The 20435-nt window shown below is 59.0% G+C and carries 20 protein-coding genes and 1 tRNA gene; 12 read left to right on the forward strand and 9 right to left on the reverse strand.

Features of this window, described 5'->3' with window-relative positions; translation table 11 throughout:
• Positions 1-22 precede the first annotated feature (22 nt).
• Positions 23-2317: a heavy metal translocating P-type ATPase gene (locus ACLB1Z_RS20315; protein ID WP_409561463.1), complete on the forward strand. Its 2295-nt coding sequence runs from the start codon at positions 23-25 to the stop codon at positions 2315-2317.
• A 248-nt stretch (positions 2318-2565) separates the two neighbouring features.
• Here ACLB1Z_RS20315 and ACLB1Z_RS20320 read toward each other — a convergent pair whose 3' ends face one another.
• A complete protein-coding gene (locus ACLB1Z_RS20320; RefSeq protein ID WP_409561464.1) occupies positions 2566-2766 on the reverse strand; it encodes a hypothetical protein in 201 nt (66 codons plus the stop codon).
• A 340-nt stretch (positions 2767-3106) separates the two neighbouring features.
• Between ACLB1Z_RS20320 and ACLB1Z_RS20325 the strand changes: the two genes are divergently transcribed.
• Both ACLB1Z_RS20325 and ACLB1Z_RS20330 read left to right on the forward strand, forming a co-directional pair.
• Positions 3107-4108, forward strand: coding sequence for a hypothetical protein (locus ACLB1Z_RS20325; protein ID WP_409561465.1), 1002 nt, complete (start codon positions 3107-3109; stop codon positions 4106-4108).
• 24 nt (positions 4109-4132) lie between these two features.
• Positions 4133-5152: an O-fucosyltransferase family protein gene (locus tag ACLB1Z_RS20330; protein WP_409561466.1), complete on the forward strand. Its 1020-nt coding sequence runs from the start codon at positions 4133-4135 to the stop codon at positions 5150-5152.
• A 397-nt stretch (positions 5153-5549) separates the two neighbouring features.
• Here ACLB1Z_RS20330 and ACLB1Z_RS20335 read toward each other — a convergent pair.
• A tRNA-Ala gene (locus ACLB1Z_RS20335) sits at positions 5550-5625 on the reverse strand.
• Between the two features lie 251 nt (positions 5626-5876).
• On the opposite strand from ACLB1Z_RS20335, the gene ACLB1Z_RS20340 reads away from it, so the two are divergent.
• The 3 genes from ACLB1Z_RS20340 to folD are packed head-to-tail and all read left to right on the forward strand — an operon-like array spanning position 5877 to position 7422.
• Positions 5877-6167 (forward strand): YggT family protein, encoded by a 291-nt coding sequence (locus tag ACLB1Z_RS20340; protein WP_013950096.1) that lies wholly within the window; start codon positions 5877-5879, stop codon positions 6165-6167.
• Positions 6164-6514: a DUF167 family protein gene (locus ACLB1Z_RS20345; RefSeq protein WP_409561467.1), complete on the forward strand. Its 351-nt coding sequence runs from the start codon at positions 6164-6166 to the stop codon at positions 6512-6514. The genes ACLB1Z_RS20340 and ACLB1Z_RS20345 overlap by 4 nt, the downstream gene beginning before the upstream one ends.
• Positions 6515-6537: 23 nt before the next feature.
• Complete coding sequence (gene folD, locus ACLB1Z_RS20350; RefSeq protein WP_409561468.1) at positions 6538-7422, forward strand: bifunctional methylenetetrahydrofolate dehydrogenase/methenyltetrahydrofolate cyclohydrolase FolD; 885 nt, start codon at positions 6538-6540, stop codon at positions 7420-7422.
• Between the two features lie 68 nt (positions 7423-7490).
• Here folD and ACLB1Z_RS20355 read toward each other — a convergent pair whose 3' ends face one another.
• The 6 genes from ACLB1Z_RS20355 to ACLB1Z_RS20380 all read right to left on the reverse strand — a co-directional run bounded on the left by ACLB1Z_RS20355 (position 7491) and on the right by ACLB1Z_RS20380 (position 13628).
• Positions 7491-7697, reverse strand: coding sequence for a KTSC domain-containing protein (locus ACLB1Z_RS20355; RefSeq protein WP_409561469.1), 207 nt, complete (start codon positions 7695-7697; stop codon positions 7491-7493).
• Positions 7698-7723: 26 nt separating this feature from the next.
• Positions 7724-9253, reverse strand: coding sequence for a YifB family Mg chelatase-like AAA ATPase (locus ACLB1Z_RS20360; RefSeq protein WP_409561470.1), 1530 nt, complete (start codon positions 9251-9253; stop codon positions 7724-7726).
• Between the two features lie 94 nt (positions 9254-9347).
• The gene (locus ACLB1Z_RS20365; RefSeq protein ID WP_013950108.1) at positions 9348-9545 is read right to left on the reverse strand and encodes a hypothetical protein; all 198 of its coding nucleotides are present in this window, start codon (positions 9543-9545) and stop codon (positions 9348-9350) included.
• Between the two features lie 188 nt (positions 9546-9733).
• Positions 9734-10231, reverse strand: coding sequence for a hypothetical protein (locus ACLB1Z_RS20370; RefSeq protein ID WP_409561471.1), 498 nt, complete (start codon positions 10229-10231; stop codon positions 9734-9736).
• Between the two features lie 41 nt (positions 10232-10272).
• Positions 10273-11223 (reverse strand): glutathione synthase, encoded by a 951-nt coding sequence (gene gshB, locus ACLB1Z_RS20375; protein ID WP_409561472.1) that lies wholly within the window; start codon positions 11221-11223, stop codon positions 10273-10275.
• A 170-nt stretch (positions 11224-11393) separates the two neighbouring features.
• Positions 11394-13628 carry a primosomal protein N' gene (locus ACLB1Z_RS20380; RefSeq protein ID WP_409561473.1) on the reverse strand — a complete coding sequence of 745 codons (2235 nt, stop codon included), beginning with the start codon at positions 13626-13628 and terminating at the stop codon, positions 11394-11396.
• 107 nt (positions 13629-13735) lie between these two features.
• On the opposite strand from ACLB1Z_RS20380, the gene fsa reads away from it, so the two are divergent.
• From fsa to ACLB1Z_RS20405, 5 genes are all read left to right on the forward strand, one after another.
• Positions 13736-14392, forward strand: a complete 657-nt coding sequence (gene fsa / locus ACLB1Z_RS20385) for a fructose-6-phosphate aldolase (protein ID WP_409561474.1) — start codon at positions 13736-13738, stop codon at positions 14390-14392.
• 15 nt (positions 14393-14407) lie between these two features.
• The gene (locus ACLB1Z_RS20390) at positions 14408-15832 is read left to right on the forward strand and encodes an FAD-binding oxidoreductase (RefSeq protein ID WP_409561475.1); all 1425 of its coding nucleotides are present in this window, start codon (positions 14408-14410) and stop codon (positions 15830-15832) included.
• 64 nt (positions 15833-15896) lie between these two features.
• Entirely contained in the window at positions 15897-16871 is a 975-nt protein-coding gene (locus tag ACLB1Z_RS20395) for a tyrosine recombinase XerC (protein ID WP_409563319.1), read from the forward strand.
• Positions 16872-16902: 31 nt separating this feature from the next.
• The gene (locus tag ACLB1Z_RS20400) at positions 16903-17931 is read left to right on the forward strand and encodes a TraB/GumN family protein (protein ID WP_409561476.1); all 1029 of its coding nucleotides are present in this window, start codon (positions 16903-16905) and stop codon (positions 17929-17931) included.
• 133 nt (positions 17932-18064) lie between these two features.
• Complete coding sequence (locus ACLB1Z_RS20405) at positions 18065-18640, forward strand: DUF4142 domain-containing protein (RefSeq protein ID WP_409561477.1); 576 nt, start codon at positions 18065-18067, stop codon at positions 18638-18640.
• Between the two features lie 499 nt (positions 18641-19139).
• Here ACLB1Z_RS20405 and ACLB1Z_RS20410 read toward each other — a convergent pair whose 3' ends face one another.
• Positions 19140-19592 (reverse strand): YaiI/YqxD family protein, encoded by a 453-nt coding sequence (locus tag ACLB1Z_RS20410; RefSeq protein ID WP_409561478.1) that lies wholly within the window; start codon positions 19590-19592, stop codon positions 19140-19142.
• Between the two features lie 278 nt (positions 19593-19870).
• On the opposite strand from ACLB1Z_RS20410, the gene ACLB1Z_RS20415 reads away from it, so the two are divergent.
• Entirely contained in the window at positions 19871-20419 is a 549-nt protein-coding gene (locus tag ACLB1Z_RS20415) for a hypothetical protein (protein WP_409561479.1), read from the forward strand.
• The last annotated feature ends 16 nt before the right edge of the window (positions 20420-20435 follow it).

Consider the following 20435-nt stretch of genomic DNA (forward strand, 5'->3'; position numbering starts at 1 on the left):
GTTGGGGCGCGGCGAGGATCTTATGCCAAATTGGCCATCCGACCGTCTGATCCGGCGGCTGCTATTTACGATCGCATTGGCCGGTATCATCAGTGGCGGGCTACTCTGGTTCTTCGGCCGAACTCTTTGGGCGCAGAGCGTCTGGGCACTTGCGACATTACCGGTAATTCTGGGGCTTGCGATCTCGATTGTCCGCGATCTCGCGGCTGGACGCTTCGGCGTCGACGCGATCGCGCTGCTGTCCATGACCGGAGCCCTGCTTCTCGGTGAGAATCTCGCGGGTGTGGTGGTGGCAATCATGTATTCGGGCGGCAATCTGCTCGAAGACTATGCCGTCGGTCAGGCGGAGCGGGATTTAAAGACGCTCATAGATCGCGCGCCTCGAATTGCTCATCGATACTCAGGTCAGCTCGTCGAAGATATTGCGGTCGAAAAAATTGCAGTCGGCGATAAGCTCCTGGTGCGGGCTGGCGAAGTCCTTCCCGTCGATGGCATTCTCAAGTCGGAAGTTGGCGCCATCGATGAGTCAGCTGTGACGGGTGAGCCATTGCCCGTCATCCGCCAGCGCCATGATCCTCTTCGCAGTGGTTCAGTCAATGCAGGTGAAACCTTTGACATGACCGCGAGCGCTGTCGCTGGCGAGAGTACGTATGCAGCAATCGTTCGAATGGTTACAGCGGCGCAAGCAGCAAAAGCACCTTTTATGCGTGTGGCGGATCGCTTCGCTCTGGCATTAGTGCCTGCCACGCTGTTACTTGCCGGCGCCGCTTGGCTCTTTTCGGGGGATGCCGTTCGCGCACTCGCCGTGCTCGTCGCCTCAACTCCTTGTCCTCTCATTCTTGCAGCTCCCGTGGCTTTCATAGCAGGCGTTTCGCGCGCTGCGAGAAGCGGCATACTGATCAAAGGCAGCTCCGCGCTTGAGGCATTGGCACGCGCACACACGGTCATGTTCGACAAGACCGGGACTTTGACCGTCGGCGGCGCTAGACTGGCAGCGATAGAAACGGCGCCCCATTTCTCCTCCGAAGAGGTCCTGCGTTTTTCGGGATCATTGGAGCAGGCCTCTCACAATGTAGTGGCAGGCGCTATCGTAACAGCCGCACGCGCCCGCAGCATTACCCTCACCGGACCAGAGAACGTCCATGAAGCGATGGGTTCTGGCATTGAGGGGCGCGTCGCGGGGAAGCTGGTCAAGGCGGGCTCTGATAGATTTATTTTCACACACGGTAGACTTCCGTCCTGGGCCGTGCGGGCGCTCCGAAGGGCGTCCTGGCGTTCTGCATTAAGCGTCTTTGTTTCTGTTGACGACCAACCAATCGGCGCCTTGCTTCTTTCCGACGAACTTCGCCGTGAATCGCCAAGAGCCATTCAAGCGCTTAGGACCTCGGGCGTAAAACGCATTGTGATGGTGACCGGCGATCGAGCAGATGCAGCCGAAACAATCGGAGCGGCATTGGATATTGATGCCGTACTCGCCGACCGGGTGCCCTCCGATAAGGTCGAGGCCGTAGCGGTGGAGCGCCGCTTGCATCCCACCATCATGGTCGGCGACGGCATAAATGACGCCCCCGCACTGGCGGCGGCTGACGTCGGCGTGGCGATGGGCGCAAGAGGCGCAAGTGCCTCATCGGAAGCCGCAGATGTTGTCATCTTGGTTGATCGCCTCGACAGGGTTGCGGACGCGGTAGCCATCGCACGAAGAGCATATCGCATAGCCTTGCAGAGTATTGTTATCGGGCTTACGCTCTCCGGCATCGCAATGATTGCCGCCGCCCTAGGAATGCTATCGCCGGTCGCGGGCGCGATTTCGCAAGAATTGATCGATGTGGCTGTGATCCTGAATGCGCTACGGGCACTTTCCCCAGGCCGCTCTACAGTCCAAGGCGCGCTCGCACCCTCGTCAATCCGCGCACTGGAACAAGACCACGAAGTTCTCAACGAAGCGCTGAACAGGCTCCGGGAAATTGCCGACAAACTCGACGATGCACCGAAGGACATCGCAGTAAGCCTCATTTCCGAGGCGTATCAAATTGTCTCGATGCGCATTGTAGAACACGAGCGCGAAGATGAGATGGTCGTCTATCCTCGCCTCAATCGCTCGCTTCATGGCAATCCTGCTCTTGCAGCCATGAGCCGGGCACATCGCGAAATTTTGCATCTGGCGCGACTTCTGTCCCGGCTGACCGATGACATGCACGTCGAAAGCGTCGATCGGTATTTCATCCGCGATGCTCAGAGAATTATTGAATCAGTCGAGGCGCTCGTCCGGATGCATAACGCCCAGGAGGAAGATATCTACGAACACACAGCAGCGTAACGGTGGAAAATGACAGCAGCGCCGTAAGTCACTCGTAAGCTCATCACAACGCTCACCGGCAAATCGAAGCCATGAACCGATTGATTAGGAACGATCGCCATCACGGCATCGACCTCGCCCGGCCGCATCCGCGATGAAAAAGAATCGCGCATAGTCATCTCGAAGTTGAAGATCGCGGTCGCCGTCTTCTTGTCACCTGGTCGCGCGCTCGTTGCCGCTGCTGACTACGGCGACGATCTGCTCTTCCATCACCGCAACAGGTGATGCGCGTGCTCGGGGCAAATATGGGCGAGCCGCATCGCCTGATCCGTACGCTGCGCGATCTCGACCACGCCACACGCTACCACCAGCCGACTGTTGTGACAGCAATCATCAACAGTTTTTTCCGGAATGCCTTTGCTGATTGATTGCGAATTGATCTCGCTTCTTAGATAGTAGTTGCGTGGCATTACGCTAATTTATGCTCTGACAAAAAAGTCTTTTTTGAATGCTGCATTCTAAAGAATTTTTGTCCCACCGGCGCGACGATACCGTGTCGCGGAGTGCCATCGTCGCCCCCGCAATTCGAGACGCTGTCGGGCACCATTTAAATACCGCTCGCGGTCTATCGTTCGTTGCTCAATGTCTCGGACATGAACCCGTATGGCTGGGTCATAAACATCTCGATGCTTCGCTGATACCCGACTATGTCACCCTCGTACCGGCATTTTCCTCCACAATTTATGAAAACCAAATCGGACTTCTGGGGAGAGCTGTGCGGTCGCTCATCACCGATAGGTTAGTCTGCTCATGTTGCTAATCACCTCGGTGCCACCCGTCTTTTCGCGGAAAGACCGCAAGACCGGCGAAGAACTCGGTACCCGCTATCTTGCATCGTGTATTGACTCCTGGAGAAAAAACGGTTTTCGGCCGCTATCCATCAATCGTTTCGACGAAGTGGATGCGATCAATCGATTGGGACTTATAGATTGTCTAGGCGTATCGAATGACGAAGCATATTTTCCCAATCGCTTTGGCCCTAGCCTCGGCGCCATTTTAGATACGGTGTCATCTGCAGAAGCAGTCGGAATCGTTAATGCCGACATTTACATGCTGTCAGCCGAGGGCTGCGCAGAAATTCTAGCTCAGCAGTCACAAAAATCGATTGTTGCAGCACGCCGTATGGATGTGATGGATCACGGAGCATCGCGTGGCAACGTATTCGAATTGGGCTACGATCTCGTCGCGTTCACTCCGGCGAAAGTCCCCAAGACTATCTCGAACGATCGCATACGTCGCTTCCAACTCGGTGTTCCGTGGTGGGATTATGTATTTCCATATTCCTGTTCCGAAGAGGTGCCTGCCTTCAGAATAAAGGAACCGTTTCTGACGCATTTGTTACATTCGGACCGCTGGAATGAGGACGTCTGGAACGAATGCGCGCTGTATGCGCGAGACGCCTGCCCGTCCGTAGAAAACGAGGCAATGAAAGCGATGGCCGGCTCGGATAATTTCGGGCAAACAACATCGTCAGCTTTCTCGGAGATAATTTTCGGCTCCCGCTTTTGTGAAATTGAATTACCGACTTCCAAAAGCGATCCTGCATATCGAACGGCCCCTCTCGCGATCGCCGCCGTTGCTCAACTTCAATCCGTTGCGCTGAGCGAAGCTCATAATTGGAATTTCCAATATCTTGTCGAAAGCGCACTAGGGAATACCCAGCCGGCTAGCATTGGAAAGCGCGATCCGATTGGACGAAAAATACGCCGCGCAATCAAAAGTGCAGTGCTTATGCGGTCGCAGTCAGGCTAGGGCGACGGTGCTGAGGGTTGTTGAGTGGGTCAAGCCTCCGTGCGCTGCGCCCTAGCGGGCAATTATTCAAAAAACGGCTTACTGACGAATATTGATCATCGGCTACGAAAATGGATGATCCCCGTGTCTCAACAGGTAATTGTCTCTCGTAAGTATGGCCTCTTTTCCAACGTCTATTCAGTTCTAGGGGCTATCGATTGGTGTGAACTTAACAACGAAATTGCCGTCATCAAATTTGATAGCGGCCCATACCACGATCCTGCACGTGGCGAAAATTGGTGGGACCATTACTTCGAGTGGCCTGCTGGCCTCGTAATGGGATCCAGATTTACCGAAGTGCCCAAACGGACCGAAGCCGAAGAGTTCGCCAGCGAGATGGCCCTTCGCCTACTAACAAATCGCTTCCGCACGTCGGAAATCATCGCAGCGTATGTTCGACCTCGCTCTGAAATTCTGGAATCTGTTGAAGAGCTTTGGCGTGAGAAGGTTGGAGACACATTTTGCATTGGCGTTCATGTAAGAGGGACCGACAAATTCAACGAAGCGCCGCCGGTACCATTTGATCTCATTTGCGCCACCGTAGAAAATATAGTTCGACGTGTGCCGATACCGTGGCGCCTGTATGTTGCGACCGACGAAGTGAATATCCTGGAGAACTTTCAAAGCCGTTTCGGTGCTTGTGTTGCTTGCCAAAGCGCAGTCCGAAGCCTAAATGGAGAACCGATACACGATCCTGAAAATCCTCAGGCAGGGCCATATAGGCTAGCCGTCGAGGCCATTGTCGACGCCTATTGTCTTTCGCGCAGCAGCGTCTTCATAGGCTGCCAATCTAACTTATCTTTCTTCGCAGCCGCGATTGACCCGGCCACGCCCTGGATCAACATGTCGCCGGGGAGCCACGTGGTGAATGTTAATTTGCATCAACAGCTAATCGCGAAGGAAGTCGTTATTCGGAGCCTGCTAGCCCGGATCAGCGAACGTAAGATAAGCAATCGCTTTAGGAGACTATTTCGCAAGCAGGATCGTGTTCCTGGTGACGTTTAAATTTCTGCCGGGCACACATCTCAACTGTATCCGCATCCTCGACTTTTTCGATAGATGTCCCAGGTAGTTGTAGAGCAGTATCGGCTCCCATGAACCGCTGCCGGTATTAGTGTCGCGCCGAGAGCTGGGAATAAAATTTGTCAGCGTCCGACGGCTTCCGGCTTTGGGCAGGCGAAATTCGGAGGCACTTTGGGGAATTGAAGGCCTGCCCACGCCAGCGGATGCGAATAAATTTTTCTGCAGCAGTTAATACTGCAAAGCGAGCCATGCTCACCATTTCCCCATCTTTCGTCGGCATCGGTTGACAATAAGGGGTAGAAATCAAGTTTTTACATGAAAAACGGCGGAATTCAGCGACCTGTTGAGACGATAGCGATGAGACTTCTGAGAATGGTGCTGGTGGAGCCGAGGGGAATCGAACCCCTGACCTCTGCAGTGCGATTGCAGCGCTCTCCCATCTGAGCTACGGCCCCGGATGCGCGGCATTTAGGGTTCGCCCTGAGTAGTTGTCAAGAAATCCGCTCCGCTCGTCGGCATCCTAGGGCACGGGACGGCGGACGGCCGTTTGCGCGGAAACTGCGACAATCGCGCTAGACTTTGGGTACCCTGATAACCCCATTCGCAGTTCGGGCGCGAAAGTCTGGACACAAGTCGGGCCAAAGGCTTGCAGGGGGCAGGGTGTCGGGGCTACATGGCGCAACGACACCAAATTGCGGGACGGCGAATGCTCGAGCTTCTGGGCTTTATCAACTATCTCATCACGCTTTATACCTACGTCGTTATCGCCGTGGTGATCGTCAGCTGGCTCATGGCATTCGGGGTGGTTAACCCCTACAATCCGATCGTGCGGTCGATCTGGCAGGCGCTCAACGCCGTGACGGAGCCACTGCTCGCCCCCATTCGCAATGCGATGCCGAACATGGGCGGGCTCGATATCTCGCCGGTGATCTTGCTGCTCGCCTGTTATTTCATCCAGACTGTCGTGCTGCCGAACATCGCCAAGGCCGTCGTGTGACGGCGGCGTCCGGCGGCGCGCAGTCGGCTGACAGCGCCTGGTGGCACGATACCGCGTGCGTCATTGCGCGCTTCCGCTTAACGCCAAAATCCAGCAAAGAGGCGGTTGACGGGATTGTCGAAACCCCCGACGGTCCGGCCTTTCAAGCGCGCGTGCGCGCAATTCCCGAGGATGGAGCGGCGAACCGAGCTCTCGAAGAGCTCGTGGCCCGATGGCTGGGCGTGGCGAAGCAGTCTGTTTCGCTCGCTAAGGGCGGGAAATCACGGCTCAAATCCTTACGGATATCCGGCGATCCGGACGAACTCGACAGACGATTGCAGGACCGGATAGGCGAATTCAAAAAATAGGAAAACGAGGAGGAACGAGAGGAATGTCAGCCCAGGTCATCGATGGAAAAGAGATTGCGGCGAAGGTCCGCGCCGAGGTGGCGGCGGAAGTCGCGCGGCTTCAGAAAGAACATGGGCTGAAACCCGGCCTCGCGGTCGTGCTCGTTGGCGAAGACCCCGCGAGTAAGGTCTATGTTGCGAACAAAGCGAAGCAGACCGTCGAAGTTGGCATGAACTCGTGGGAGCACCGGCTTCCCGCCGAAACGAGCGAAGCGGACGTGCTCTCGATGGTCGAGAAGCTGAACAACGATCCGGCCTGCCACGGCATTCTGGTGCAGCTGCCGCTGCCCAAGCACATCAACGCCGAAAAGGTTCTGAACCTCATCAACCCGGACAAGGACGTCGACGGTTTCCATCCGGTGAACGTCGGCCGTCTTTGGGTCGGCGAGCGGGCGCTGGTCCCCTGCACGCCGACGGGTTCGGTGATCCTGGCCAAGACGGTGCATCAGAGCCTGTCGGGTATGAATGCCGTCGTGATCGGGCGTTCCAACATCGTCGGTAAGCCCGTAGCCGCGCTGCTGCTACGCGAGAACTGCACCGTGACGATCGCGCATTCGCGAACGAAGGATATCGAGAGCGTCGTCAGAGGTGCCGACCTTGTGATTGCTGCCGTCGGCATTCCCGAGATGGTCAAGGGTAGCTGGATCAAACCGGGCGCGACCGTTATCGACGTCGGCATCAACCGCGTGCCATCGGAAGGCGGCAAGACGAAAATCGTCGGTGACGTGGCTTACGCGGAATGTGCGCAGGTTGCGGGCGCGATCACGCCGGTTCCGGGCGGCGTCGGACCGATGACGATTGCGTGTCTGCTCCGCAATGCGGCGCAGGCGGCAGCGATGCAGGCCGGCGTCAAGTCGGTGTTCGGCTGAGATCAGCGAGACAGCGAGTTGTGAATGTTTTGTTCGTCCGGGGCCTTCGGGTCCCGGATTTTTTGGCCCTAATGGCGTTCGAGGCTGTCGTAGTGATCGCGGATATGGGTGTTGAAATATTCACCCGCTGATGATGCCGTGACGAGGGCATCGAAAACGTGCTCCGGGACGCTGAAATAGGTGTAGCGCCGGTCCGTCCGGAAGGTGACATCGAGTGTTCGTGCTTCGGGATCGTAGTCAGCGGACTTGACGACCGACGAGCGCGGAAACTCCATTTCTGTTCCTCGTGTTTCAACCTTGCTTATGCGGCACGCGCCTGGCGCAGGGTTTCGCCGCGGTAGCTTAAGGCCTCTGCGACGTGAGCCCGGGCGACGTTTTCTGAGCCTTCAAGATCGGCAATAGTTCGCGCAACTTTCAGCGTGCGGTGAAAGCCGCGCGCGGAGAGGCCGATCGTCTCGGCTGCGCGGCGAAGCAACGCGACGCCGGCCTCATCCGGCATTGCGGTTTGTTCGAGCAGAGCGGCTGAACAGTCGGCATTGGTGCGTACACCTCTGGCACCCAGCGCCGCGAAGCGCGCGAGCTGACGGTCACGCGCGGCGGCAACGCGGATGCGAACTTCGGAACTGCCTTCGGATGGGGCGGGCAAGACCAGATCGGCCGCAGAGATTGCGGGCACCTCTATTTGCAGATCGATGCGATCGAGCAGCGGACCTGAGACGCGCGCCTGATAGTCGGCAGCGCAGCGGGGTCCGCGCCGACACGGCTCGGCAGGATTACCGCCACCGCACTTACAGGGGTTCATCGCGGCGATGAGCTGGATTCGCGAGGGATAGGAAATCCGGTGGTTTGCTCGGGCAATGACAGTTTCGCCGGCTTCCAACGGCTGCCGCAATGCGTCGAGCACGTTGGGCTGGAATTCCGGCAGCTCGTCGAGAAACAGCACGCCGTGGTGCGCCAGCGAGACTTCTCCGGGGCGTGGGCGCGAGCCGCCGCCGACGAGCGACGCCATGCTGGCGGAATGATGCGGCGCGCGGAACGGACGCTCGACTGTCAACTTGCCGCCCATCAGTTCACCGGCGAGCGAATGCACCATCGAGACCTCAAGGATCTCTTCAGGTTGTAGCGGCGGCAATATTGACGGCAGGCGCGAAGCCAACATCGATTTGCCGGAGCCCGGCGGGCCGATCAGAAGGAGATTGTGCTTTCCAGCCGCCGCAATTTCGAGAGCCCGTTTGGCGGTCTCCTGACCTTTGATATCGCGAAGGTCGGCGGCGTAATTTTGGACAGGGAGAACGTTCGGCTTTGGCCGCGACAGGGTCTGCATGCCTTTGAAGTGATTGACGAGCGATAGCAAATGCGGGGCTGCTAGAATGTCGATCTCTTCGCTGGCCCAGGCGGCTTCCGGCCCGGTGGCGGCCGGGCAGATCAGACCCTTGCCGAGCGCATTGGCGCCAATGGCAGCCGGTAGCGTGCCCGGCACGGCGCGGATCGAGCCGTCCAGCGCCAGCTCGCCGATGGCGGCATAGTTCGCTATGGCGTCGGGCGCGATTGCCTCCATGGCCGACATCATTGCGAGCACGATCGGCAGGTCGAAGTGACTGCCCTCCTTTGGCAGGTCAGCAGGCGCGAGATTGACGGTGATGTGCTTGAAAGGGAGGCCGAGGCCTACAGCGTGAAGAGCGTTCCTGACCCGCTCCCGGCTTTCGGCCACGGCTTTGTCGGGGAGCCCGACGATCGCGAAGGCCGCTGCGCCGGGCGTGACCCGAACTTGCACCTCGACCGGGCGCGCCTCGATGCCAATGAACGCGAGTGTTGAGATCTGGCCGTACATGCCTGCCCCCGAAAACCCCTCGTTTCCAGGTAATCACTGTGGCGAGCCAAAGGCAAGAACAAATATGGAACAATTTGTTGAGGAGAGGCTGGGTTCATTCCGGCGCGATCTCTCTGACACCCAGGGGAGATAGTCCGTGGCCGCCATCCGGCCCCTCAACAATCCATCTTTTCTGGCGCGCGAAAGCGAGAATGGCGGGCAAATTTTGAACGGCGAGGATGTCGGCGGAAGACTTTCCCAGGCCATACAAAGCCTTGAGGTACTCACGAGCTTGTTTCTCGATCTCTTCCATGCGCGCCTCGCTTCATCCAGCGGACAGTACGGAGATCGTCAGCAGGCTAACGGGCCTCAATCTCCAGACCCTCTTAAATTGATATTACCCGAGGGTTGTTCCGCTGAGCGGTATTATCACCACGCTGGCGGTCGACATGAGCAGCCCGACAACGCCGATGAGGCTCATGCGCTCGGCCGTCTTTCGGCTCAGCCCTTCGTCATCGCAAGCGTCAGTCCGAGCAGCGACTGCGAATTGACGAATTGGATTTCGACGGCCTGGCGACTGCCCATCACCATGATGTCCATGTTGGCCGTCACGTCGGCGCTTTTTACGATCACGCGGAAGCCCCGTGGAGTGACGTCACCTGTCAAGTCGCCTTCGAAATTGTGAATCGTCTCTTTCCAGTGGCCCGAGAGCTTGCCGCCGGTTTCCTTAACATTGCTGATGATCTCAACGTTGCCGCCCGAAGTCGCGCAGCGGATCGTTTGCTTCATCTCGTTTTCCGAGCCTGCCGTGAGGTAGGTGGCGCGGCATTTGATTTTTTCGGGTGGGCTCGATTTGTAGCCGATCATGCCAGAGCCGCTCCAACGGCCGATCAGCGACGCGAAGGGCGATGCCGTTACGGCATTGGCTTCCTCGATAGGAAGTGCGGCTGCAAAACTGAAGGCAGTGGCTGCGGCACCTGCGATCATGATTGATTTCATCGTGATGTCCCTTGCTGCCCCGTGCGCCTCAAATCCGCGCTTCACACTTTCGCTTGTCGTTTTGCTTCGATGACGTCCCAAATCATCGCCGCGATGTCGTTGCCGCCAAAGGCCTTCACCTGCCGGATGCCCGTTGGCGACGTGACATTGATCTCGGTGATGTAGGGCCCGATGACGTCGATCCCCGTAAAAATGAGCCCACGGCGTTTAAGTTCCGGCCCGAGGCGGGCACAGATTTCGCGGTCGCGCGCGGTGAGTTCGACCGGTGCAGCGGTGCCGCCAACATGCAGGTTCGAGCGCGTCTCACCGGCTTGCGGAACACGATTGATGGCGCCTGCGACTTCGCCATCAACAAGGATGATTCGCTTGTCGCCGTCTTTCACTTCGGGGCGATATTCCTGGACCATGAAGGGCTCACGGAAAACGGTTTGAAACAGCTCAACGAGAGAGCCGAGGTTGCCGTCTTCGGGCTTGATTCGAAACACTGCAGCGCCACCGTTGCCATAGAGCGGTTTGATGATGATGTCTTTGTATTCGGCGCGGAACGACTGCACGTCGGTGAGCGAACGTGTGACGAGCGTCGGTGGCATCAGATCGAGGAAATCAAGGACGAAAAGCTTCTCCGGCGCGTTGCGAACGTGCGCAGGGTCATTCACCACCAGCGTCTTGGGATGGATGCGTTCCAACAGATGCGTCGTCGTGATGTAAGCCATATCGAATGGCGGGTCCTGGCGCAGCAGGACAACATCGCGCTCGCTCAAATCGACGACGCGTGGATCCGACAGGGCATAGTGCGCGCCGTGTTTGTCCTCGACTTTCAGCGTTTGCCCGCGCGCGAGTAGCTTGCCTTGGCGAAGCGCCAGATCGGGCGGGGTGTAATAGAAAATGTCGTGCCCGCGTTTTTGCGCTTCGAGCAGAATGGCGAAGGTCGAATCGCCGCGAATATCGATGCGGTCGATCGGGTCCATCTGAACGGCTATGCGGAGCGGCATGTCAGGCTTTCAAGGACGTTGCATTTCGGGCGCGCCTGAGCGGCGTGCAGCCCCACGTCGTTTATACGATTTGACGCCGTCGCGGAATGACATGAACGACGCGTCTCACGATGCCGTCGCGCTTATGGCAAACATGCCGCAGAGCCTGCGGATGCGCGCGATTTGCGGCCTCAAAGGAAATTGTAGGGGTCGATATCGACAGTGATGCGGACATCGGATTTCAGTTTTGGAATCGTTCCAGCCCAGGCGCGCAGGTAGCTTTGCAAATCGACGTCGCGTGGGGCTTTGACGAGCAGGCGCCAGCGATAACGACCACGCACGACCGAGATCGGCGCCTCCGATGGGCCTAAGACTGAGATCGCGTCGCTTTGCGGCGCACGACGGGCGATGTCGCGCGCGACGGTTTCTGTCAGCGCCTTGTCGCGCGATGAAATGATGATCGCAGCCAAGCGGCCGTAGGGCGGCAACAGGCCGGCCTGCCGCGTCCGCACCTCGTAATTCAGGAAGGCGTCGCGGTCACCGGCAACGATCGCCTGCATGACGGGATGTTCGGGTGCATAGGTTTGCACCAAGCCACGACCGACGAAGCTCGTGCGCCCAGCGCGGCCCGTCACCTGGTGCAAAAGCTGGAACGTGCGTTCTGCTGCGCGCGGATCGGCGCCATGCGCGAGGCCCAAGTCGCCATCGACGACACCGACCAACGCGAGACCCGGGAAGTTGTGGCCCTTGGCAACGATTTGCGTACCGATGATGATGTCGAATTCGCGGGCTTCGATGCTGCGGATGATTTCACGCATCTCGGTCAAGCCGGGAATCAAATCCGACGAGAGCAGCGCGACGCGTGCATCGGGAAAGCGCTCGGCGACTTCCTCTTGCACACGCTCCACGCCGGGACCACAGGCGACGAGCGAGCCGGGTGTCGCGCACTTTGGGCATTTCTCAGGCAGCGCGAGCGAGAAGCCGCAATGGTGGCAGGTCAGTTTTTTCCTGAAGCGATGCTCGACGAGCCAAGCTGTACATTGCGGACATTCGAGGCGATGGCCGCAAGACCGGCAAAGCGTCAACGGCGCGTAGCCGCGACGATTGAGAAAAAGCAGCGATTGCTGGCCTTTCTCCATCGTCTCGGTGATGCCTTGAACGAGGCGCTGCGACAGCCACTTGCCCGGTTCCAGTTTCTCCGACCGCAAATCGATTGCCGAGACGTCCGGCATTTCCACGCCCGAGAACCGCCCCGGCAGCACGGCGTGGCGATAGCGCCCGATCAGCGCATTGACGTGGCTTTCGATCGATGGCGTGGCGGAGGCGAGCACAACCGGAAACTTCCCAAGGCTGCCACGGACGACGGCCATGTCGCGGCCCTGGTAGTGCACGCGATCATCTTGCTTGAAACCCTGGTCATGCTCCTCGTCGACGACGATCAGACCGAGCTGGCAAAACGGCAGGAAGAGCGCAGACCGGGCGCCGACGACGCAACGCACGTCACCGCGCGCGACGCCCTTCCAGATGCGGCCGCGTTCGGCGGGGCTCAAAGCCGAATGCCATTCGACAGGCCGGACGCCGAAGCGGCGCTCAAACCGATCGAGAAACTGGCTCGTCAGCGCAATTTCAGGGAGCAGGATGAGCGTTTGCTGTCCTGCTTCAAGCGCACGGGCCACGGCTTCGAAATAGACTTCCGTCTTGCCCGATCCCGTCACGCCATCGAGCAGCGTGACCGAGAAATTCTGCGCATCGACAGCGCTTTTGAGGGAGTCGACGGCGCGGGTCTGGTCCGCTGTGAAGGTCGCCGTCGCATGCGCTGGATTGGGGCGCGGGAAGACGCGCTCGGGGATCGCGACTTCAACGAGCATGCCGGCCGCCGCGAGGCCGTCGATCACGCCGGTCGAACAACCCGCGAGATGGGCGAGATCGGATTTGGCGCGCACGAGGCCGTCGGCGGCCACATCCAGCACGCGGGTGCGGGCGGGCGTCATTTTGGCGGGCGGCGCAGCGCCGGCCACGATCGCGACGCCAAAGCGATGCTTGGGCGGCTCGAATGCGGTATCGGCGCTCATCATCATGCGGACGACCATGCCCAGCGGCGCCAGCGTGTACCGGGCCACCCATTCCGCGAACCGCATGGAAATTTCGGGGAGGGGAGGGGCGTCAATGCCGCTGGTCAGCGCTTTCATTTTCTTGGGATCGACCGGCTTGCCATCACCGCGCGGGCCGTCCCAGACGATGCCAATGCGGGTCTGCGGCCCAAACGGCACGAGCACGAAGGATCCGGGGCCTGCTTCCATGCCTTCCGGCACCAGATAGTCGTAAGTCTGGTCGAGCGCGACCGGCATCAATACCGGCACGCTGCGGGCGCCGGCTGTCGCGCCGTTATCCAGGATTTCAAGCAGGCTATCCAAAGGGGCGTTCAACGGACTAGAAGCTTCCTCCGAGAATCGGTCGTGCTAGGTTTGCCTCCAACTTGGGGCGCACCAAAGGCAGATTCCCAAGACTTAAGGGACGAGGTGAGGAGAAAGAAATGAAATTCTTCGTCGATACCGCCGACGTGGCCGAGATCAAGGAGTTGGCGGCGACGGGCCTGCTTGACGGCGTCACGACGAATCCGACCCTCGTTGCAAAAGCGGGCCGCGACTTCAAGGACATCATTCGTGAGATCTGCGCTGTCGTTCCGGGGCCGGTTTCGGCAGAAGTGGCTGCGACCGATTATGCGGGCATGATGCAGGAAGCGGAAGTGCTGCGGAAGATCGCCAAGAACGTGACGATCAAAGTGCCACTGACGATGGACGGGCTCAAAGCCTGCAAGACGCTGACGAGCGAGGGCACGATGGTCAACGTGACGCTGTGCTTCTCGGCGAACCAGGCGCTGCTTGCGGCGAAGGCCGGTGCGACATTCGTTTCGCCATTTATCGGCCGTCTTGATGATATTGGATTGAACGGTATGGACGTCATTCGCGAGATCCGCACCATCTACGACAATTATCCGGATCTTTCGACGGACATTCTGGCGGCCTCGATCCGCACGGTGAACCACGTCAAAGAAGCAGCCATGATCGGCGCCGATGTCGCCACCATTCCTCCGGCCATTCTGAAGTCACTCGTGAAGCATCCACTGACGGATGCTGGCCTCGCGGCCTTCGTCAACGACTGGAAGAAGACCGGCCAGACCATCGTGTGAGGCAGGCACGAGCACGTGCACTTAAAAACCTTATCCGAAAGCTTGATTGCGCGTTTTGCTGAAATCGTTGGCGAAACGAACGCGCTGACGCGCGCGGAAGATCAAGGCGCATATCTGCATGAATGGCGCGACCGTTATACGGGTTCGACGCCGGTCGTTCTGCGACCGGGCTCGACGGATGAGGTTTCGCGCATTCTGACGCTCGCACATGCCGAGGATATCGCGGTCGTGCCGCAAGGCGGTAATACCGGACTCGTCGGCGGGCAAATCCCATCGCGCGACGGCAGCGAGATCGTCCTGTCACTTGAGCGGCTCAAGGCCGTCCGCAACGTGGATGCCATCGGCGGCACGATGATCGTCGAAGCGGGCGTGACGCTCACTGAAGCGCAAAATGCTGCAAAAAATGCGGGCCGGCTTTTTCCATTGAGTCTGGCTTCCGAGGGCAGTGCGCAGATCGGCGGCGTGCTGGCGACAAATGCGGGCGGCACGGCGGTTCTTGCCTACGGCAATGCACGCAGTCTCGCGCTTGGTCTCGAGGCGGTGCTGGCGGACGGACGCATCTGGCATGGTCTCCGGCGACTTAAAAAAGATAATACCGGTTACGATCTGCGCGATCTCCTGATCGGCTCGGAAGGAACACTCGGCATCATTACCGCGGCGAGCCTCAAGCTGTTCCCGATGCCCGCCGAGCGTGAGACTGCCATCGTCGCCTTCGACACACCGGACGCCGCGATGAAACTCTTCCGACGGGCTGAATCGGAAGCTGGCGGGACTTTGACCGCGTTCGAATTCTGGGCGCATCGGGCGCAGGAGTTCGCTATCAAATACATGTCGAACGTGCGCGATCCGTTTACCGACGATTATCCGTGGTACGCGCTGATCGAGCTGTCGCATGGCGGCAAGGGAACGCGGATTGCGAACACCATCGAGCCGCTGCTGACATCAGCGCACGGGCAGGGGCTCATTCGCGACGCCACCATTGCCCGCTCGCTTCGGCAGGCGGAAGATTTCTGGCGGCTGCGCGAGGCGTTTTCGGAAGCGCAAAAAGGTGCGGGCGGCAGCATCAAGCACGACATCTCGGTGCCGATCGCGCGCATTCCCGAATTCCTTCAGCGCGCCGCGAAAGTGGTCGATGGCGTTTGTCCGGGAGCGCGCCCTGTCCCATTCGGACATTTCGGCGACGGCAACCTGCATTACAACGTCACGCAACCCGAGCACATGGATAAGGCGCAATATCTGGCGCTGTGGGATATCATGTCGGACGCGATCTTCGAACTCGTCACCGAGCTTGGCGGCTCGATCTCGGCCGAGCACGGCATCGGGCAAATGAAGCGCGACGTGCTGAAGCGCTATAAGTCCGAGGTCGAGCTCGACATGATGCGGGCGATCAAAAAAGCCCTCGATCCCAAGGGAATTTTGAACCCCGGCAAGCTGCTGTAATTTACTGTTAACGGCTTGTTAACCGAACCTGCGAAGGGTCGGGAGGCTTCTCAAGGTGGGGCCGGTGGCACAATCGCTCGACGACATTCTGGCAGGCGACGCGGAGCTGCCGCTCGGTGGCGACCTCAAGCGCGTGGTCGAGGGATGGCTCGATCATATCGTCATCGAGCGGGGGCAGAGCGCGGCGACGCGGGAGGCCTATGCGCGCGACGCCCGGCAGTTTCTTGCCTTCCTCAAATCGTATCTCGGGCATCCGCCGTGTCTCGCCGATCTCGAACGGCTCGACGCGCGAACGCTTCGTGCCTTTCTGGCAAACCGGCGCAAGGCCGGTTTGACATCGCGATCCCTCGCGCGATCGCTGTCGGCGCTGAGGACATTCTTTCGGTGGCTCGAACGCGAAGATACGCTGCAAAACCGGGCCGTTTTGCAAGTCGCAGCGCCAAAAATTCCGCATTCGATTCCGAAGCCGCTGACGGTCGAAGGTGCAGCGTCGCTGATCGAACGGGATGCGAGCGATGAAGAAAAAGAATGGATCACGGCGCGCGATACGGCTGTGCTGCTGCTGCTCTACGGTGCCGGTTTGCGCATCAGCGAAGCCTTGCGTCTCACGCCGAAGACCGCCCCGATCAATGGCCGCGATATCATGCACATCCGCGGCAAGGGCGGCAAAGAACGGCTCGTCCCAGCACTGGCCGTCGTGTCGGACGCGATCACCGTGTACATGGGGCTTTGTCCCTATCCGCTTGAGCCCGATGACCCGCTGTTTCGGGGTGCCAGGGGCGGCCCGTTGTCACCCCGGCTCATCCAGCTCGCGATGGAAAAACTTCGGCACACGCTGGGCTTACCGGACACCGCAACGCCGCACGCGCTGCGGCATTCGTTCGCCACGCATTTACTTTCGGCAGGGGCCGATTTACGCCAAATTCAGGAGCTTTTAGGTCACGCCTCACTGTCGACGACGCAAGTCTATACTGAGGTCAATCGAGACCGGCTGCTGGCCGTTTACGACCAGGCCCATCCACGGGCGGCGCGGCGCTGACATTCATCTGCTGTTTCGTTTGCGAGTACCCATGACGTTTTCACGTAACCTACGTTTCATTGGTCATATCGTCAGTGTGCTGGCATTTCTTTCGCTCGGCCCGAGGATTGCTTTCGCCGACGACGCTCCAGCGCGATGCCAGGGCGCCGACATGCTGGCTGAGATGCAGGCCAAGACTCCCGACATCTACAAAAAGGTGATGGCCGAGAGCGACGCGCTTCCCAACACGCAAGCGATGCTCTGGAAAATAGATAAGCCGGGCGTCCCGACCTCCTATCTGTTCGGCACCATGCATCTCAGCGATCCGCGCGTTGCGACGCTGTCGCCAACGGTCAAAGAGGACATTGCGCAATCGAAATCGGTCGCGCTCGAAGTGGCCGATCTCTCGGACAAAGCGGTCGCCGCAGCGATGACCAAGATGGCGGCGCTCATCGTTTATACGAATGGCGAGTCGCTCAAAAAGGATCTCACCGACCAGGAATATAAGGATGTGCAGCAGACCGTGGCGAAAGCCGGCATGCCCGGCGAGCTGGCGGCGTCGATGAAGCCCTGGCTCGTCAGCATGCTGCTCGCCACTTCGGACTGCGAGAGGAAGCAGCTCGCTGCCGGCAAGACGGTACTCGATCTGCAGGTGGCGGCGGAAGCGCAAAAGCACGGCATCGCCATCACGGGACTTGAGACGATCGAGGATCAGCTCAGCGCGCTTGCCTCCGTTCCCGACGATCAGCAAATCGCGATGCTCAAAGTCGGGTTGAAATATCTCGATCGCGCCGACGACATGACGGAAACGCTGGTGCAGATGTACGTCAAGCGGCAGATCGGTGCGGCAATGCCGTTCCAATTGGCGCTGGCGGCGGAGAGCGGAATTTCGCCGTCGGTGTTTGACGGCTTCAAGAAATCGCTGCTCGTCGACCGCAACGCGCGCATGCGCGATGCTGCGCTGCCGCTGCTCGATAAGGGTAACGCCTTCATTGCGGTCGGCGCGCTGCATCTGCCGGGGCCGACAGGGCTCGTCGCGCTGTTGCGCCAGTCGGGCTACACGGTGACGCCGGTCGAGTGAGAGACGCCAACTCGCGGGAGCCGCCTGCGATCGCTTCGTCGATGGCATTTTCGCAAACAGGCGCATTTTTCTACGGAACGAAGCATCGTCGGTAAAGTTGCTTGGCTGCCAGCTCGTTAGAGGAGATGCTGCCATGCGCCGGGAACTACTCGCCCTAGGCATTTTCATGCTCACCGCCGCAACAGCCGTTGCGGACACCGTGCCCCAAGCCACGCAAGACTTTATCGACAAGGTCGCGGTGGCCAATAAATTCGAGATCGACACGAGCCAACTTGAGCTCAAATACGGCAAAGCGGCCGACGTCAAAAGTTTTGCCCAGCAGATGATCGACGACCACACGAAGGCCGGACAGGACTTCAAAGCGAGCCTCGCCGAGGCAAAAATCGAGGCGCCGAAAGATGCGCTCGATATTGCGCACACGGCCAAATACGCCAAACTTCGCGTGTTCACGACCGAGAATGGTTTTGATGCGGCGTATGTCGACGAACAGCTTTCGGCGCACAAAGATGCGGTCGACCTGTTCAAAGATTACTCTGCCAATGGTCCGGCCGGTCCCGTGAAGAGTTTTGCCGAAAAGACGCTGCCGACGCTCGAACATCATTTGGCGATGGTGAAAGAGCTGCATGACAAGATGTCGTCGAATGCGGCGACCGGCGCATCGCCAGGGACGTCGGGTACTTCGGGGGGTACTTCGGGCGACACGAAGTAATAAACTTCCCGGACTTCGATGCTGCTCGTATCGGACGTAATAGCCTACGGCCATCGGCGGCCGGCTCCGCGTAGCAGAGTCGCCGATGGCCAAAGATAAAGCGAAGGGGCAGATCGGCGACGCCTCGCGTTTTTGTTTGTCTGTTCGGGATGCAGCCTTCGCCGATCCGCGACGTGCAACGAGGGTGGGCCCCCATTTCGAACCGTCGACACCGCCATCCGCCCGCGCATTCCGAGATTTCGAACGGGCGTTGAACCCCGGCGCCCCTTGGGGCTACCGCGGCCGGCAGACGACCCCGGTTCCAGCTGATGGGCCCCGGCAGTCCGGCACGCTCTCACCGCCCTCAGGATCCCAGCTCGAGCCTAGAGCCCTTCGCACGCGGCAAGACGAGGCGAGTATGCGGGTGGTTCAGAGAGCGGGGATAAGTTTTTTTGAGAGAGACTTTGTTTGGCGCCAGGCGACACGCGTTCCGCGCGCCGGCCGCCCAGCGCGACGCCTGTCATGCGGGTCGACGCAATCCGGCCTGCACTGCATTTTCGAGAGCTTGAAGAAACTGGGAACGGTCGCGAGGCGTGAAGGACGCGTTGTAGCCGCGGCTCTCGCCGGTTTCGCGAAGGTGGCGCTGCATGTCTCTCATCGCGACGGCCATGCCGATGTTCGCGTCGCTGAATGGCTTTCCTGTCGGACCGATACATTGGGCACCGGCTTTCAGGGCACGTGCCGCGAGTGGGATATCCGCCGTTACGACGATGTCCGAGGGCGTGACATGCTCGGCGATCCAATCATCGGCGGCGTCCGCGCCGTCACCGACGATCACGCGCTTGATGAGCGGACTTTCCTCCAGCCGCATCCAGCTGTTCGAGACCATGTGCACGATGAGATCATGGCGGGTGGCGACGCGGAGGACTTCCGCCTTCACCGGACACGCATCCGCATCGACGTAGATTTCCATGGTCGTATTACTTTCGGCAAATAGAGCGCTTCATTCGCTGCGACATGCGGCGATGATCGACATGTGGGCAACGGGCCTTTGTCATCTGCGGTCATATTTTAAATTCGGCCTGCGTGTCAGCCAGAAAAGACATGGCATCCGTAAAGTTGAGCAGCCGCATTATAGGCCGATCTGCAATGGCATCGTGCGGATAAGATAAAGCGCATCGAATATCGAAAGATTGCTCCGCGATTTACGCGCATTTGTCCTCAGCGCTTGCAACACATGAGGACCTTCAAATGTCGACCAAAGTTCTGTCGGAGCTTGTTCTATCCAAATCGGCTTTCAGCCACGTTCTCGATGTTCCGGCAGACGGTCTCGATATCGCTGATTGGCTGTTCAACCTGCCCATGTACGAATATCGCAGGTGTTGTGCGCCCGATCACATCACCGCCGGTTTCACGACGACAGATGACGGACGCAAAATGTCCATCAACGTCGAGAGAATCGGAGGCACGTTGATGATTCAGCAGTACGTCGGCGAGGTCACCGACCCTCTCCATTGCCACATGGTTTCAATATCAGATGCCTTTTCGCCGAACGGTCACACGACTGTTCAAGTTATTTGGGACCTGAGTATCAAGCCGATCAGCGCGACGAGCTGCGAATTTACGAATAGCGTCATCGCGCATCCGACCGAAGAGTTCATGGCGTTCATCAAGGAACACAACATTTCGTTCGAGGATGCGGCACAGGCTCGACAATCGGCTGGAGGCGATCATAATCGCCGGGAAACGCCCATGTTCGCCGAAAGCATCAAGCGAAAGTCATTGATGCGGCTGCGCTGAGTGGAGCATCAGAAGC

Source organism: Hyphomicrobium sp. MC8b, assembly GCF_905067615.1.
Taxonomy (GTDB): Bacteria; Pseudomonadota; Alphaproteobacteria; order Rhizobiales; family Hyphomicrobiaceae; genus Hyphomicrobium_B.